Here is a 14,280-nt window from a genome sequence, read left to right as displayed (position 1 = left end):
AGTATACAAATAATAGGCTATTTTATACTTTCTATTACTTCATACTATGTTTTTACTTTTTACTCGTATTATAGTATCACCATTCATTTCATTCCTCCATTCACTTTTTATGCCTAAGACCATAGACTACCCGCGCACCTCTTATACCAGCGCTTGGGAAGTAGCCGAAGTAGTTGATGACACTGGTGGCAAGTGTGCCTTAGAAACAGCTGCCCGCAAACTTAACCGCAAGGTGAGTGGCTCCTTCAAAGCTATTGTCGGATCCGCCGTTAAGTTTGGTCTGCTCACTAGCAAACGAGAGTTACTTACTACTACGAACCTATTCCGTAGGATTAAACATGCCTATGATAAACAGGAGGAAAAGATTTACCACCGAGAGGCATTTCTTCATCCCCCGCTGTTCATGCAAATCTGTCGCAAGTTCCGTAACCGGGAGCTTCCAGTCCACATGTTCGACGTAATGCTTATCCGGGAATTTGGGGTAGAGGAAATAAATGCCCAGGGCGTAGCAAAGGCATTCGTAGAGGGGGCGCGAATGGTTGACCTCATTGACGAACGAAACATCATTGCCGACATCGACCAACTGAGTGCTCAACAAGGACCTCGCCGGGAACTGGCGGCCGGTGAAATGCCTCTCAACTCCTTTCGTAGAGCAACTGATAGCAACCCCGAGCTGGCCCAACCAGCATTACAGCCTTCTGTGCAACCGCCCGCTCACAAGCCTATAAATAGTTTACCATCATCTCCCGGCTTTGTACTCGCTGACTCCTCTTTACCTGAAGAACCGGATCCTATATCGGCGTTGTTTAACCTTCCCAGAAACACTGGCATCCAAGCAACGCAAGAATCAGTCTCATTGGTAGACGTGCAACCGTCGGTATCAAAACAACAGCCGCCCCAGCCTAGCGACCGTAACCTTGCCCCCCCGATTTTACCAAATGGTATAAACCCACCTATACCTACACAAAGCCCCGAGCCGAGTACATCAACCCCCGAAGTAATATTCAGGCTGCAGATCAGCGGACCAAGCCTACATACGGATTTAACGATTCAGGACCCATCGGACTTACTACTGGTACATAGCCTGCTGGAAAAAATCAAACGTCAGCTAGGCGGTGCTGCCTAGCTGACGTCTTAAACTGTTCCTGAATTTGGCCAATTATTTAGCCATTCGTTGAATACGAAAAACAAATAGTTGCTCTGAGGCCCGGTTCCGACCTACATAAAAACTATCGATTAAGGCAACCGCGTAGCCCGGCGCCTGCTGTCCCAACGCATGGGTGGGCAGCAGGCGCTGCGCGGTAATAAGCACGGCCGCTTTGGCCCCCAGCTGCGTGGTATCCGGTTGCCACCGCCGGATGGGCCGACCAGCCTGCCACACCTGCTTAATCTGCATCTCTGACAGGCTGTACCAGGAATATGCCGGACCACCATGTTTTTTACGCACGTCTGCCATTTGCCGGATACTCCTATCGGCCTTGCGGGTTTCCCAAGCCGCATAGGCAGGCATCAGCAACCCGAGCAGCCCGCATTGCAACGCCAGAGAGGCGGCCACCAACGACGTTGCGCGGCCGCCAATTAAGCCCCGGATGACAACCCTATATCCAAGCCCAGCAGCCCCCAAACAGACAAACCAAAAGGCCAGCTGGGTGGGCCGAAAGCCCGGTAGCTGGACAACCAGCAGAGCTACCGGCAACCCCAGGCAAACCAACAGCAACAATCCACCCCACGTCTTAAGCAGCAGACCGTCTACCCTCCCACTGCTCCCCAGCTGACTGACGGCGTTACCTTGTTCCCAGCTGCGAATCAGTCCGGCCAAGAGCAGTACCAACGGCGGTATCAACGGTAACATATACCGCTCTTTTTTCTCGGGAACAATACTTAACAAGATCAGGGTAAGCACTAACCAGACTAGGCCATACCAATAAGGCACATACCGCCCGGCCCGCCCGCGGGCGTAGGGAACTACCAACGCCGCCAGTGCGGCCAGCGCCCAGACGCCCGTAAAAACCGGAAAGTTAAGGTAGTAGCTCACCGGCTGCACATGCCGCTCCCCCCACGAAGCCACTTCTACCCGGGCTATGGCCAGTACCTCGGGCTGCACCCGCTCCCACACATACCAGGGCCAGAGGCTACCTAGCAGCGCGCCCACGCCCACGAAAACAGCTACCCCTAGCCCCCATCCCTTGGCTACCTGCCCACGCAGGCCCCAAGGGGTGCAGGATGCTACCACAAAGGGTAATAGCAAAGCGTACAGCGCGACGGGGCCTTTACTTAAAAAGCTGGCGGCCAGCAATAGGCCCGCCGTGGCGTAAAGGAGCAGTTGCCCGGTGCGTAATGCCCTGGTCAGCAACCACAGGCACCCTACCATCCAGGCATTGGAGAAGATGTCCCACTGACCGTCACGCCCTACGGTAATGACCAGAAGGCTGCTGGCCAGCATTAGCGCCGCCAGCCAGGCCGTGCGCCCCGGTTGCTCCTGCTCACCCGGCATGCGGCGGGTCAACTCGCGGGCCAGCCCCCAGAAGAAGAACACCAGAAGCGTAGCCATGCTGGCAGCGGGTAAGCGCAGCACGGCCAGGTTATCGGTAGGGCCCGTGAGCATTTGTACGCCGGCAACTGCCCAGGTTGGCAGCGGGGGTTTAGCCAGGCGCAGCGCCCCATTCATTGTTGGCAGCAGCCAGGAGCCCCCAGCTACCATCTCCCGGGCCGCCACAAAGTTGCGGGCTTCCATCAGGCCTGCCTCCGGCGCCCCCAGGTGCACGAAAAAACTGCATACGCACACGCTCAACACGGCGCCAATGCGGCCAATTCGGGTTTGCAGGAATGTGTGCAAGTACTTCATGGGGTAGTGCGGAATAGGACAGATGGGGAAGATCTGGCGCGGCGGTTAATTAGGTTCTGTCGTTTGCTGGCGGGCGCGGCGGCGCATGCGCACCAACTGCCGCACATTGTCAACCTCCACAGCATCAGGCTGGGAAGCAAGCAGCCGCCGGATGGCCTGGGGAGAGCGGCCACCGAAAATAACCACCTGCAGCCCGGCCGCGTGCGCGGCAGCGCTGTACTCCGGCGTTACTACATACTTGGACAAGACCACCGCCTGTACTCCAACGGCCAGGGCCGTGCGCATTCCCCCGGCAAAGTCCTCGGTGATTTCCAGGCCCAGGGGAAGTTGGGGTAGTTGCTGTCGCAGGTAAACGAGCGTTTGGGGTTGATTGGTCAGGACCAGCACCCGCTCGGTGGGCACCCGGTATTGCTGCAGCAGACGCTTAAGCTGGCGCACCAGAGTACGGGAACGATGCCCATCCCCATACCGGGCGCAATCATCGGTTTCGTGCAGGTCCAGGTGGATGAGCGGAAATACCGCCCGACGCGCCAAACGGCTGAGTACCGAGTCCAGGCGCTGGGGCCGCTCCCGCTGCAGCCAGTCGTAGGGCCACCCGCCCCGGTAACGCAGGCCGGTGAGGGTAGCGGCCGCGGTGGTACTCACGCAGCCGGTGCGCGCCGTGGTCATGGAGGGTAGGTTCGTATTGTGATACAGCACCAAAACGCTGTCCTGACTAAGCTGCACATCCATTTCGACGCCATCGGCCCCATGTTCCAGCGCCCACCGGATGCCGCGCCACGAGCTGGGCGGCGACGAATTGAACGGATGGATAGGCGTAAAAAAGCCGGCGCCGGCATGGCCCAGAATCTGTACCTGGCTCAGGGGCAAGGGCATCCGGACCTGAGCCAGGGCCGGCAGAACCCCGCACAAGCTCAGCAGGAGGCTCAATAGGGCATTCCGGGCGCCTACCAGTGGTTTCAGGCGGCATTCGCGGAGGCAAGCGGCCGCATCCGGGTAGTAAATTCGGCTACCTTTGCGGGCATACTGTTTTTCTGTGGGGAGGCTTCCCTCCTGTTTATTTACTGCCAATGGCGTCTGTTCTGGTTACTGGTTGCGCTGGGTTTATTGGTTCGCATCTGGTGGAGCTACTGCTGGAGCAGGGCCACCGCGTAACTGGGCTCGACAATTTCGACCCTTTTTACGACCGCGCCCAAAAAGAGCGAAATCTGGGTAGCTGTAGCCACCATCCCCGCTTCCACTTCCACGAAGTAGACCTCCGGCGGGGGCTGGATGGCCTGGTGGATGCCCTGCCCGCCGACCCCGTAGACGTGGTGGTGCACCTGGCGGCCAAAGCCGGGGTGGGCCCCTCCGTCAGGGAACCAGTTGCTTACCTGGAAAACAATGTAGTGGGTACTACTCATCTGCTGGAATGGATGCGGCTGCGCGGCATTCAGAAGCTTTTCTTTGCGTCGTCGTCTTCGGTGTACGGCAATACGCGGGAGCAGCCTTTCCGGGAGGACATGAATTTGCTGGCCACCTGCATTTCGCCGTATGCGGCCTCCAAGCTAGCCGGCGAGCAGCTCACCTACACTTACCATCATCTGCACGGACTGGATGTGCTCAATGCCCGGTTCTTCACCGTATACGGGCCGCGCCAACGCCCCGATCTGGCCATTCACAAGTTTGTGCGGCTGCTGCACGCCGGCCAGCCCATTCCGGTTTTCGGGAACGGCACCTCGGCCCGCGACTACACCTTCGTGCTGGACACCGTGGCCGGCATTGCCCAGGGGGTAGCCTACCTGCTCGGGCATACGGGCGTTTACGAAACCATCAACCTGGGCAACAACCGCCCGGTTTCGTTGCTGGAGCTGATTCAGGCCGTGGGTGAAGCCGTGGGCCGGGAGCCGCAGCTCTCCTTTCAGCCCATGCAGCCCGGGGACGTGGACGTAACCTACGCCGACATTGCCAAGGCGCAGAGCCTGCTGGGCTACTCCCCCCGCACCACGCTTGCCCAGGGGCTTCAGGCCTTTGTGCACTGGCTCACGTTGGAGGAAGCAGCAGCCGGCCCCCGTTAAACCGGCGTGGCTTTCTTAGATACGCGCGGTGATTTGGTGGCGCGGGCTTCGCGGCGCAGCAGCACAATATTGCGCGCGTACACAACCGTCCCGAACACGTTGCCAATAATCAGCACGGCATCCCAGCGCAGGAAAGCATACACCAGGATTAGTACCGAGCCCACGAAGCTGATAACCCAGAAGCTCAGCGGCAGCGTGGACTCCCCCTTACGCTCGGAGTAAATCCACTGGTACACAAAGCGCAGCAGGAAAATCACCTGGCCCACAACCCCCAGCGCCAGCAGCCCGGCCGGAATGCGGCTGCTAAGCATAGCCCGCAGGCTGAAGTGCTGATTGCCGGCCACAAACCAGGCCAGCATGGCCACCGGAAATACGTAGGCCCCGGCCCGAAACCAGGGATTCAGCTTGTCCCACTCTTTCAGCAGCTGCAGGTTCCGAATATAGATGGCGTAGCTAATCACCTGCGCGCCCAGAATAACCGGGTCGTGACGCAGGATGCCGTACACTATCATCAGAAACGAGGAAATTAGGCTGATCTGCCAGAACAGCGTGGGCACCAGCACCCGCTTGGCCCGCTCGCTCTGAATCCACTGCAGCACAATGCGGCTGGAAAACAGCAGCTGCGAAACCAGCCCAATGCCCAAGGCAACTGTTTGCGACGTCATACCCCGGTTACTTGCCTGCGCCTACTGCCTCAGTCTGCTGGCGGTGGGCCTCCCCGATTTCATAGTTCTTCCAGCGGCTGCGGATCCAGCGGAAGCCGAACGTGTCCACCAGCGGCTTCCAGGCCCGGTTCCAGAGGTTGTACTTGGCCGTGCCCGCAAACCGCGGGAAGTGGCGCACCGGCAGCTGCTTGACTTTGCCGCCCTGCAGCTGCACCAGCGCCCCCAGGAAGCGGTGCATGCCGTGGAACAGCGGAATGCGGCGGGCATACTCGGTTTTGATGATTTTCAGCGGGCAGCCCGTATCCTGAATTCCGTCGTTGATGAGCGTGCGGCGCACGGTGTTGGCAATCAGGGACGACATCTTCTTCACAAACGTATCCTGGCGCTTGGCCCGGATGCCGTTCACCATATCGAACTCCGGCAGGAACTCAAAAAAGGTCAGGAAATCGAGCGGGGTGGTCTGGATGTCGGAGTCGATGTAGCCGATGAGCGTGGTGCGGGCGTGGTCGATGCCAGCTTTCACGGCGGTGCTCAGGCCCCGGTTCTGGCTCAGGCTGATAAACTCGTACTGGGGCTTCTGCCGGCATACCTCGCGCAGAATGGCCACGGAGCCATCGGTAGAACCATCGTTTACAAACAGCACGGTAGTGGCCACCGGCGTTTCGGCCAGGAACTTGTCCATCTCCACCACAAACTGCCCCAGGCTTTCTTCTTCATTAAAGACGGGCACGAGCACCGTCAGACTTTGGGAGGCGAGGTAGGCAGCGCGGTCGGGAGCAGCAGACATAGAAACAACGGGGTAAAGCAGGGCGCAAGGTACGCAAGGTTTTGAGCAAGGTACCTGCCCATACGCAAAAGCGGCCGAACGGATGGGTTCGGCCGCTTTTGTAGGGCGTTACTCCCCTATTAGCGAAGCGCTCCATTCATCCCGCAGCACCGACATTACCAGCTTATCATGAAAGGCCCCATGCCGGAAGCACGCCTGCCGCAGCCGGCCCTCCAGCTGAAAACCAGCCCGCAGGTAGGCTTTCACCCCGCCCTGATTCGGCTCCGAAACCGTGAGCATAATCCGGTTCAGACCCAGCTCTGCAAACCCCTGCGCCACCACCTGCCGGGTTACCTCCGTGGCAATACCCTGGCCCCAGTACTGCTTTTCGCCCAGCAGAATGAAATATTCTCCCGCCTGATTGACCGTGGAAATGCCGGTAATACCGGCGTGACCAATCAACTCCTGCGTATCGGCCAAATACCCCCCCAGATTCAGGCAGCGCGCATCCGCCAGCGTAGCTTCCAGCCACTGCGAAACCTTTGCCAGCGAATCCATCTGCTGGAAGGCATTCAAGGAGTAAAGAATAACCTCCGGGTCCTGCAGCCAGCGGTGGAAGATTTCAGCCTGGTCAATTCGCAGGGGTAATAACTGGATAGCGGTAGAGGGCATTAGAAACGTAACTGGCCGAGTTGAAGAAATGGAAAAACGCTGCCCGAACCTAAGGAAGGCTCGGGCAGCGTTTTCGAATTTGTATAAAAGGGAAGGACGTTACTCCCGCCGCACCCCGCCGGAAATGGTGGTGTGGCGCTGCTTGAGCACGTCCACTACGTCTTCCATGGAAAGTCCGGAGGCTGTCAGCAGTACCAACAAATGGTACAGCAGGTCGGCGGCTTCGCCTTTCAGGCCCTCCAAGTTGCCACCCACCGCGTCGATGACGGTTTCCACGGCCTCCTCTCCCACTTTCTGGGCAATTTTGGGCATGCCCTTGCGGAACAGGGAGGCGGTGTACGACTTGGGGTCTTCGTCGGGGTGCTGGTGGCGGCGCTGCACTAGGCGCTCCAGCTCCGCCACAAAGCTCACGGCCGGGGCTGGGTAGCGCGTCTGCTGGGACTGCTCGAAGCAGCTGGTGGTACCCCGGTGACAGGTGGGGCCGTCGGGGCGGGCCAGGATGAGCAGGGCGTCCTGGTCGCAGTCCTCGTGCTCACTCACCACGGTGAGGTAGTTCCCGGACGTTTCGCCCTTTGTCCAGAGGCGCTGCTTGGAACGGGAGAAGAACGTCACGCGGCCGGTCTGGCGGGTCACGCGCTGCGCTTCCGCGTTCTGGTAGCCCAGCATCAGCACCTGCCCCGTGTGGGCATCCTGCACAATCACCGGAATCAGCCCATCGGGCATTTTGGCAAAATCCATTGGGTTAGTATTGAGTAGTTGGTATTGAGTAGTGAGTATTCGGTTTGATGCGCGGTAAGAAGTTTCTCATTACTCAATACCAACTACTCACTACTACATTACAGCCGCACGGCAATGCCGTCCTGGCGCAGGTGTTCTTTCAGCTCGCGGATGCCGATTTCGCCGAAGTGGAAGATACTGGCGGCGAGGCCGGCGTCGGCGTGGGCCTGCTGGAACACGTTGGTGAAGTCCTGCTTGGAACCGGCGCCGCCCGAAGCTACTACCGGGATGGTCACGGCCCGGCTCACGGCCCCGGTGATGTCCAGCGCGAAGCCGTCCTTGGTGCCGTCGTTGCTCATCGAGGTCAGCAGGATTTCGCCCGCGCCCCGCTCGGCGGCTTCCCGGCACCATTGCACCGCGTCGCGGCCCGTATTGTGGGTGCCGGCCCGGGTGTAGATCTGCCAACCGTCGGCGTCGTGGTAGCGGGCATCGGCGGCCACCACAATGCACTGGGACCCGAAGCGGGCGGCCAGCTCGTCAATCAGCTCGGGGCGCGCCAAAGCGGCCGAGTTGATGCTCACTTTATCGGCTCCGTTCATCAGCAGGGCTTCCACATCGGAGACGGTGCCGATGCCACCGCCCACGGTGAACGGAATATCCAGCTCCCGGGCCACGTCGCGCACCAGGGCCACCAGCGTGGCGCGCTTCTGGTTGGTGGCGGTGATATCGAGGAACACCAGCTCGTCGGCGCCCTCACGGGCGTAGCGGGCGGCCAAAGCCACCGGGTCGCCGGCGTCGCGCAGGCCCTCGAAGCGCACCCCTTTCACGGTGCGCCCATCCTTCACGTCGAGGCAGGGTATGATTCGTTTGGTTAGCATGCTTGGTTGTTGAAGAATACGGTGTCATCCTGAGCGGAGCGAAGGACCTTCTCACACCGGCACGAAACCTTTGTGCTGCATCCTCCAAACGTGAGTAGGTCCTTCGCTCCGCTCAGGATGACAAAAGAACCAGTCAAATTAATCCTATAGCCAGGGCTGCAGCTGCTCCAACGTGATGGTGCCTTCGTAGATGGCTTTCCCGATGATGGCTCCGTACATGCCCACGGCGGCCAGGGCCTCCACGTCGGCAATGGTGGTAACGCCGCCGCTGGCAATGAGGCGGGCGGCGGGCAGCTGCTCGCGCAGCTCGGTGTAGGTAGCCAGCGACGGCCCCTGGAGCTTGCCGTCCTTGCTCACGTCGGTGCAGATGAAGGTGGTGGCTCCACTGGCCAGGTAGCCCTCCACGAATTCGCGCAGGGTCCGCTCGCTTTGCTCGGCCCAGGCGTTGATGGAAATGTGGTTGTCGCGGTAGTCGGCTCCGATGATGATGCGCTCGGCCCCGAAGGTGTGGAGCCAGCCATTCACGGTTTCGGGCTCGCGCACGGCAATGCTGCCGGCGGTAATCTGGCGGGCTCCGGCGTCGAAGGCCTGGCGTACGGCGTCCTCGCTCTGCAATCCGCCTCCGAAGTCGATGTGCAGGCTGGTGTGGCGGGCAATGCGCTCCAGCACGGGCAGGTTTACGGGGCGCTTGGCGCGGGCCCCGTCGAGGTCTACCAGGTGCAGGCGCTTCACGCCGGCGGCCTCGAAGCGTTGGGCCACGGCCAGCGGGTCGGCGTCGTAGGTGGTCTGCTGGGCAAAGTCGCCCTCCGTCAGGCGCACGCACTGGCCGCCTATGAGGTCAATTGCGGGAATGATTTCCATATGAGTTTAGGGCTTAGTGCAGAGTGCTTGGTTCTTATACCGTTCTAACGGCCAATCGGTGCCTAAACTGTTCATAACCCTAAGCACTAGGCACCAAGCACTGCGCACTACATTTTCAAGAAGTTTTCCAGGATGCGGGTGCCGACGGGGCCGCTCTTTTCGGTGTGGAACTGCACGGCGTAGAAGTTCTCGTGCTGCACGGCGGCGCTGAACGGCGCGGGGTACGCGGCCTCGGCAATGGTATACTCACCCACCGGGGCGTAGTAGCTGTGCACGAAGTACACGTAGTCCTCGGCACTGAGTCCTTCGAACAGCGGACCACGCAAGGCCTGCAGGTTGTTCCAGCCCATGTGCGGCACTTTGTACTCCGGCGTGGCCGGGAACCGCACCACGTCGAAAGGCAGAATCCCGAGCAGCTCGGTGCCTCCCCCTTCCTGGGTGTGGCGGCCCAGCAGCTGCATGCCCAGGCAGATGCCCAAGAACGGCTGCGTGAGCGTAGGCAGCAGCTCGTGCAGGCCCTGGGCGCGCAGCTCCCGCATGGCGGAGGCGGCCTCGCCCTCACCTGGGAACAGCACCTTATCGGCGCGGCGAATCACGTCGTGGTCGGCCGTGAGCGTGGCCTGCACGCCCAGCCGTTCCAGCGCAAACAGCAACGACTGCACGTTGCCGCCTTTGTAATCAATGATGGCTATTTCCATTTGAGAATATCAGAAGTCAACTGGGGTTTATTCTTATGTTTAAATAAATGTGAAAAGCTATTTAGGCTTATCATCTGTCATCCTGAGCATGTCGCGCATCAAGCGAGGTCGAAGGACCTTACCACGTATGAGCGGTTAGTTCCGGTGTTATAAGGTTCTTCGCACCACTTAGAATGAAAGCTGTGCACACAATGCACATCCCAACAACTGTTTATCCATTTGTTTATACAAATGGATAAACTACAGAATACCTTTCGTGCTGGGGATTTCCATGCGGCCGGCGTCGCGCACCAGGGCCATTTTGATGGACTTGGCTACGGCCTTGAAAATGGCTTCGATCTTGTGGTGCTCGTTCTGCCCCTCGGCTTTGATGTTGAGGTTGCAGCGGGCTGCGTCGGAGAAGCTCTTAAAGAAATGGTAAAACATTTCGCACGGCATATCTCCCACTTTTTCGCGCTTGAACTCGGCGTCCCAGACAATCCACGGGCGGCCCGAGAAGTCGATGGCGGCCTGGGCCAGCACATCGTCCATGGGCAGCAGGAAGCCGTAGCGGGCCAGCCCGCGCTTGTCGCCGAGGGCCTGGGTGAAGGCTTCGCCCAGAGCAATGGCCGTGTCCTCGATGGTGTGGTGCTCGTCGATGTGCAGGTCGCCCTGCACGGTGATTTTCATGTCTACGCCCGAGTGCTTGCTCAACTGGTCGAGCATGTGGTCGAAGAAACCCAGACCGGTGTGCATCTCAGGGCGGCCGTTGCCGTCAAGGTTCAGCTCAATGCTGATTTTAGTTTCGTTCGTGTCGCGTTGTACCACGGCAGTGCGGGCGGGCAGCCGTAGGAACTGGTATATTTTTTCCCAGCTCATGGTGGTCAGCGTGGCGCGGTCGTCGCCCTCCCCTTCCGGCTTCAGCAGGATAGACTGGCAGCCCAGGTTCTGGGCCAGTTCCACGTCAGTCAGCCGGTCGCCGATGACGAAGGAATTTTTCAGGTCATAGCCGCTGCCCTCGCCCAGGTACTGGGTGAGCATGCCGGTGCCGGGCTTGCGGGTGGGAAGGTTCTCGTGGGGGAAGCTCCGGTCGATGTGCTCGCGCACGAACTCCACTCCTTCCGAGCGCAGCACGTCGAGCATCATAGTGTGGGCCGGCCAGAAGGTATCCTCCGGGAAACTCTCAGTGCCTAGGCCGTCCTGGTTGCTCACCAGCACCAGCTCGTAATCCAGCTCGCGGGCTATGCGCGAGAGGCCAGTGATGGCACCGGGCACAAACTGAAATTTTTCCCGCGTCAGCGCGTCCACCTGGAAATCCGTCGGCGGCTCGATAAGGATGGTGCCATCACGGTCAATGAAGAGTACTTTTTTCATGAGTTGGTTAGAAGTCGTTGTCATGCTGAGCATGTGGCGCATCAAGCTAGGTACCGGAGGCGAAGTCGAAGTATCTCCACCGCTGGCATATCAATCACCATTACAATGAAGCGGTAGAGATGCTTCGGCAAGCTCAGCATGACGTTCATTATTCCTTATATATACTACCCCGCAAACTCCCGAAGGGCCTGGAGCAGCAGCTCGTTCTCGACGGGGGTGCCTACCGTAAGGCGAAGCGTGCCGGCGCAGCCGGGCTGGGTGGTACGGTTGCGCACGATGATGCCCCGGGCTACCAGGAAATCGTACACGGCCGTAGCGTCGGGGTGGAAACTGACCAGCAGGAAGTTGGCATCCGAGGGAAACACCTCCGCCACGATGGGCAGCGCGGGCAGGCGCTCCTGCAGCCAGTCGCGGCCTACCAGCAGCTGCTGGCGCAGCGCCTCAAACCGGTCGGCGTCGCGCAGGGCCTGCAGAGCGAAGCGTTGCGTGGCTTCCGACACGTTGTAGGGCGGCTTGATTTTGTTGAGGTAGCCGATGATGTCCGGCGAAGCGAAGGCCATGCCCAGGCGCAGACCGGCCAGACCCCAGGCTTTAGAGAAGGTTTGCAGCACCACCAGGTTGGGGAATTCGGCCAGACGGGTAGTCCAGCTGGGAGCGGAGGCGAAATCGGCGTAGGCCTCATCTACCACCACCAGCCCGCGGAAACCGCGCAGGATTTCCTCCATGTACTCGGCGTGGAGCAGGTTGCCGGTGGGGTTATTGGGCGAGCAGAGCCACACGATTTTGGCGTCGGAAGCCAGCACGCCGGCCACGATTTCGGGCGAGAGCTGGAAGTCAGGCGTCAGCTGCAGGCGCTCCACGCGCACATCATTCAGGTTGGCGGCCACCTCGTACATGCCGTAGGTGGGCGGCAGGATCAGCAGGCTATCCTGACCGGGCACGCAGGTGAGGCGCACCAGCAGGTCGATGGCTTCATCGGAGCCGTTGCCGAGGAAAATCTGCTCGGGGCGCACAGCTTTGAGCTGGGCCAACTCCTGCTTCACGGCGCGCTGCAGCGGATCGGGGTAGCGGTTGAACTGGTCGGGACCGGCGCTGCCGAGGCTGTTCTCGTTGGCGTCGAGCATGACCTGGGCCTCGCCCTGGAATTCGTCGCGGGCCGACGAGTAGGGCTTCATATCCCGCAGGTTGGGGCGTACGAGGCTATCGAGGTTGAACATGAATCACGGATTTAAACGGATTATTCGGATTTCACGGATTTTGTAGAACGTCAGGTGGCGGTTCAATAGCCCAGGGTTTAAACCCTGGGCTATTGAGCGGTTGTCGTTTTGGCGTCGGCAAGCGAGATGCTTCGACAAGCTCAGCATGACGTTCTACTGTTATCCTATACACTTATTCCTCCCCGCCGGCCAGGGCTTCCAGGCGGAGGGTGACGGCGCGGGCGTGGGCACGGAGGCCTTCGGCTTCGGCCATGGTTTCTACTACGGGCCCCACACTGAGCAGACCTTCGGGGGTGAGGCGCTGGAAGGTGATTTTCTTCAGGAAGGAATCGAGCGACACGCCGCTGTAGTTGCGGGCGTAGCCGTTGGTGGGCAGCGTGTGGTTAGTACCCGAGGCGTAGTCGCCCACGGCTTCCGGGGTGAGGTGGCCCAGGAACACGGAGCCGGCGTTGGTCACGCCTTCGGCCAGCTGCTCGGGGTTGCGCACAGCCAGAATCAGGTGCTCGGGCGCGTACTGGTTCGAGAAGTACAGCATTTCCTCCGGCGTGCGCAGCAGAATGGCGCGGCTCTCGGTGAGGGCCTGGGCGGCCACCTCGGCCCGGGGCAGCTCGCGCAGCTGGCGCTCCACCTCGGCTTTGGCTTGCTCCAGCATCGACAGCGAGTCCGACAATAGAATCACCTGCGAGTCGGGGCCGTGCTCGGCCTGGCTGAGCAGGTCGGCAGCCACGAAGGCCGGCGTGGCCGATTCGTCGGCAATAACCAGCACCTCGGAGGGGCCGGCCGGCATGTCGATGGCCACGCCGTAGCGGGTGGCCAGCTGCTTGGCGGCCGTCACGTAGCGGTTGCCGGGGCCGAAAATCTTGTCCACGGCCGGCACCGAGTTGGTACCGCCGCTCAGCGCGGCCACGGCCTGGGCCCCGCCGGCTTTCACGATGGTAGTAATACCCAGCAGCTGGGCGGTGAACAGGATGATGGGGTTCACCGAACCGTCCTTCTGGGGCGGGGTGCACAGCACGATTTCGGGGCAGCTGGCCAGCCGGGCGGGCACGCCAAGCATCAGCAGGGTGCTGAACAGCGGCGCGGTGCCGCCCGGAATGTACAGCCCCACGCGCTGCACGGGCACCGCCCGCCGCCAGCACGTGACGCCCGGCATGGTTTCCACGCGCTCCTCCTGCGGGATTTGCGCTTTGTGAAAGCGCAGAATGTTGGCGTGCGCCTGCCGGATGGCCGTTTGCAACTCGGCCGGCACCTGGGCCGCGGCGGCAGCCAGCTCCTCGGGCCCCACACGCAGGCCGCCCGCAAGGTCGGCCCCGTCGAACTGCTGGGCATAGTCGAGCAGGGCCGCGTCGCCGCGCCGGCGCACGTCCTCAAAAATCTGCTGCACGCGCTGCTCCACGTCCTGGGCCTGCTGCTGGGCCGCCCGCTGCTGCAGCGCCGCCCACTCCGGCTGGGATGGATATTGGAAGATGTTCATCTTAATTAATGTGGGGAATGTGAAAAATGTGGGGGAATGTGAATGAATAACTGCTTCAACTAGTCATTTTCACATTT

Annotated in this window: 14 protein-coding genes; 2 read left to right on the top strand and 12 right to left on the bottom strand. The window is 60.4% G+C overall.

Annotated features, from left to right (window positions below):
- Window positions 1–46 precede the first annotated feature (46 nt).
- Complete coding sequence (locus HER32_RS00730) at window positions 47–1,126, top strand: hypothetical protein (RefSeq protein ID WP_168679715.1); 1,080 nt, start codon at window positions 47–49, stop codon at window positions 1,124–1,126.
- 33 nt (window positions 1,127–1,159) lie between these two features.
- Here the strand turns inward: HER32_RS00730 and HER32_RS00725 are convergent, their stop codons facing one another.
- Both HER32_RS00725 and HER32_RS00720 read right to left on the bottom strand, forming a co-directional pair.
- Entirely contained in the window at window positions 1,160–2,845 is a 1,686-nt protein-coding gene (locus tag HER32_RS00725) for an ArnT family glycosyltransferase (protein ID WP_168679713.1), read from the bottom strand.
- Window positions 2,846–2,890: 45 nt separating this feature from the next.
- Window positions 2,891–3,721 (bottom strand): glycerophosphodiester phosphodiesterase, encoded by an 831-nt coding sequence (locus HER32_RS00720; RefSeq protein WP_168679711.1) that lies wholly within the window; start codon window positions 3,719–3,721, stop codon window positions 2,891–2,893.
- A gap of 194 nt (window positions 3,722–3,915) precedes the next feature.
- Between HER32_RS00720 and HER32_RS00715 the strand changes: the two genes are divergently transcribed.
- Window positions 3,916–4,902 (top strand): GDP-mannose 4,6-dehydratase, encoded by a 987-nt coding sequence (locus tag HER32_RS00715; RefSeq protein WP_168679709.1) that lies wholly within the window; start codon window positions 3,916–3,918, stop codon window positions 4,900–4,902.
- Here the strand turns inward: HER32_RS00715 and HER32_RS00710 are convergent.
- The 10 genes from HER32_RS00710 to hisD all read right to left on the bottom strand — a co-directional run bounded on the left by HER32_RS00710 (window position 4,899) and on the right by hisD (window position 14,203).
- Window positions 4,899–5,567, bottom strand: coding sequence for a lipid-A-disaccharide synthase N-terminal domain-containing protein (locus HER32_RS00710; protein WP_149071441.1), 669 nt, complete (start codon window positions 5,565–5,567; stop codon window positions 4,899–4,901). The two genes, HER32_RS00715 and HER32_RS00710, sit on opposite strands and share 4 nt — an antisense overlap.
- A gap of 7 nt (window positions 5,568–5,574) precedes the next feature.
- Window positions 5,575–6,354: a glycosyltransferase gene (locus HER32_RS00705; protein WP_168679707.1), complete on the bottom strand. Its 780-nt coding sequence runs from the start codon at window positions 6,352–6,354 to the stop codon at window positions 5,575–5,577.
- A 108-nt stretch (window positions 6,355–6,462) separates the two neighbouring features.
- Window positions 6,463–7,005, bottom strand: coding sequence for a GNAT family N-acetyltransferase (locus HER32_RS00700; protein ID WP_168679705.1), 543 nt, complete (start codon window positions 7,003–7,005; stop codon window positions 6,463–6,465).
- Between the two features lie 99 nt (window positions 7,006–7,104).
- Window positions 7,105–7,743 (bottom strand): bifunctional phosphoribosyl-AMP cyclohydrolase/phosphoribosyl-ATP diphosphatase HisIE, encoded by a 639-nt coding sequence (gene hisIE, locus HER32_RS00695; RefSeq protein ID WP_168679703.1) that lies wholly within the window; start codon window positions 7,741–7,743, stop codon window positions 7,105–7,107.
- A 98-nt stretch (window positions 7,744–7,841) separates the two neighbouring features.
- A complete protein-coding gene (hisF, locus tag HER32_RS00690) occupies window positions 7,842–8,600 on the bottom strand; it encodes an imidazole glycerol phosphate synthase subunit HisF (RefSeq protein WP_168679701.1) in 759 nt (252 codons plus the stop codon).
- A gap of 144 nt (window positions 8,601–8,744) precedes the next feature.
- Window positions 8,745–9,461: a 1-(5-phosphoribosyl)-5-[(5-phosphoribosylamino)methylideneamino]imidazole-4-carboxamide isomerase gene (hisA, locus tag HER32_RS00685; protein WP_168679699.1), complete on the bottom strand. Its 717-nt coding sequence runs from the start codon at window positions 9,459–9,461 to the stop codon at window positions 8,745–8,747.
- Between the two features lie 107 nt (window positions 9,462–9,568).
- Window positions 9,569–10,159, bottom strand: a complete 591-nt coding sequence (gene hisH, locus HER32_RS00680) for an imidazole glycerol phosphate synthase subunit HisH (RefSeq protein ID WP_168679697.1) — start codon at window positions 10,157–10,159, stop codon at window positions 9,569–9,571.
- A 240-nt stretch (window positions 10,160–10,399) separates the two neighbouring features.
- Window positions 10,400–11,512, bottom strand: a complete 1,113-nt coding sequence (gene hisB, locus HER32_RS00675; protein ID WP_168679695.1) for a bifunctional histidinol-phosphatase/imidazoleglycerol-phosphate dehydratase HisB — start codon at window positions 11,510–11,512, stop codon at window positions 10,400–10,402.
- A 164-nt stretch (window positions 11,513–11,676) separates the two neighbouring features.
- Window positions 11,677–12,729, bottom strand: a complete 1,053-nt coding sequence (gene hisC, locus HER32_RS00670) for a histidinol-phosphate transaminase (RefSeq protein WP_168679693.1) — start codon at window positions 12,727–12,729, stop codon at window positions 11,677–11,679.
- A gap of 172 nt (window positions 12,730–12,901) precedes the next feature.
- Window positions 12,902–14,203 (bottom strand): histidinol dehydrogenase, encoded by a 1,302-nt coding sequence (gene hisD, locus HER32_RS00665; protein ID WP_168679691.1) that lies wholly within the window; start codon window positions 14,201–14,203, stop codon window positions 12,902–12,904.
- Window positions 14,204–14,280 lie beyond the last annotated feature (77 nt).

The organism is Hymenobacter sp. BT18 (assembly GCF_012273015.1).
Lineage (GTDB): Bacteria > Bacteroidota > Bacteroidia > Cytophagales > Hymenobacteraceae > Hymenobacter > Hymenobacter lutimineralis.
The sequence above is the reverse complement of the archived record's forward strand: the minus strand, read 5'-3'. Positions and strand labels throughout refer to the sequence as shown.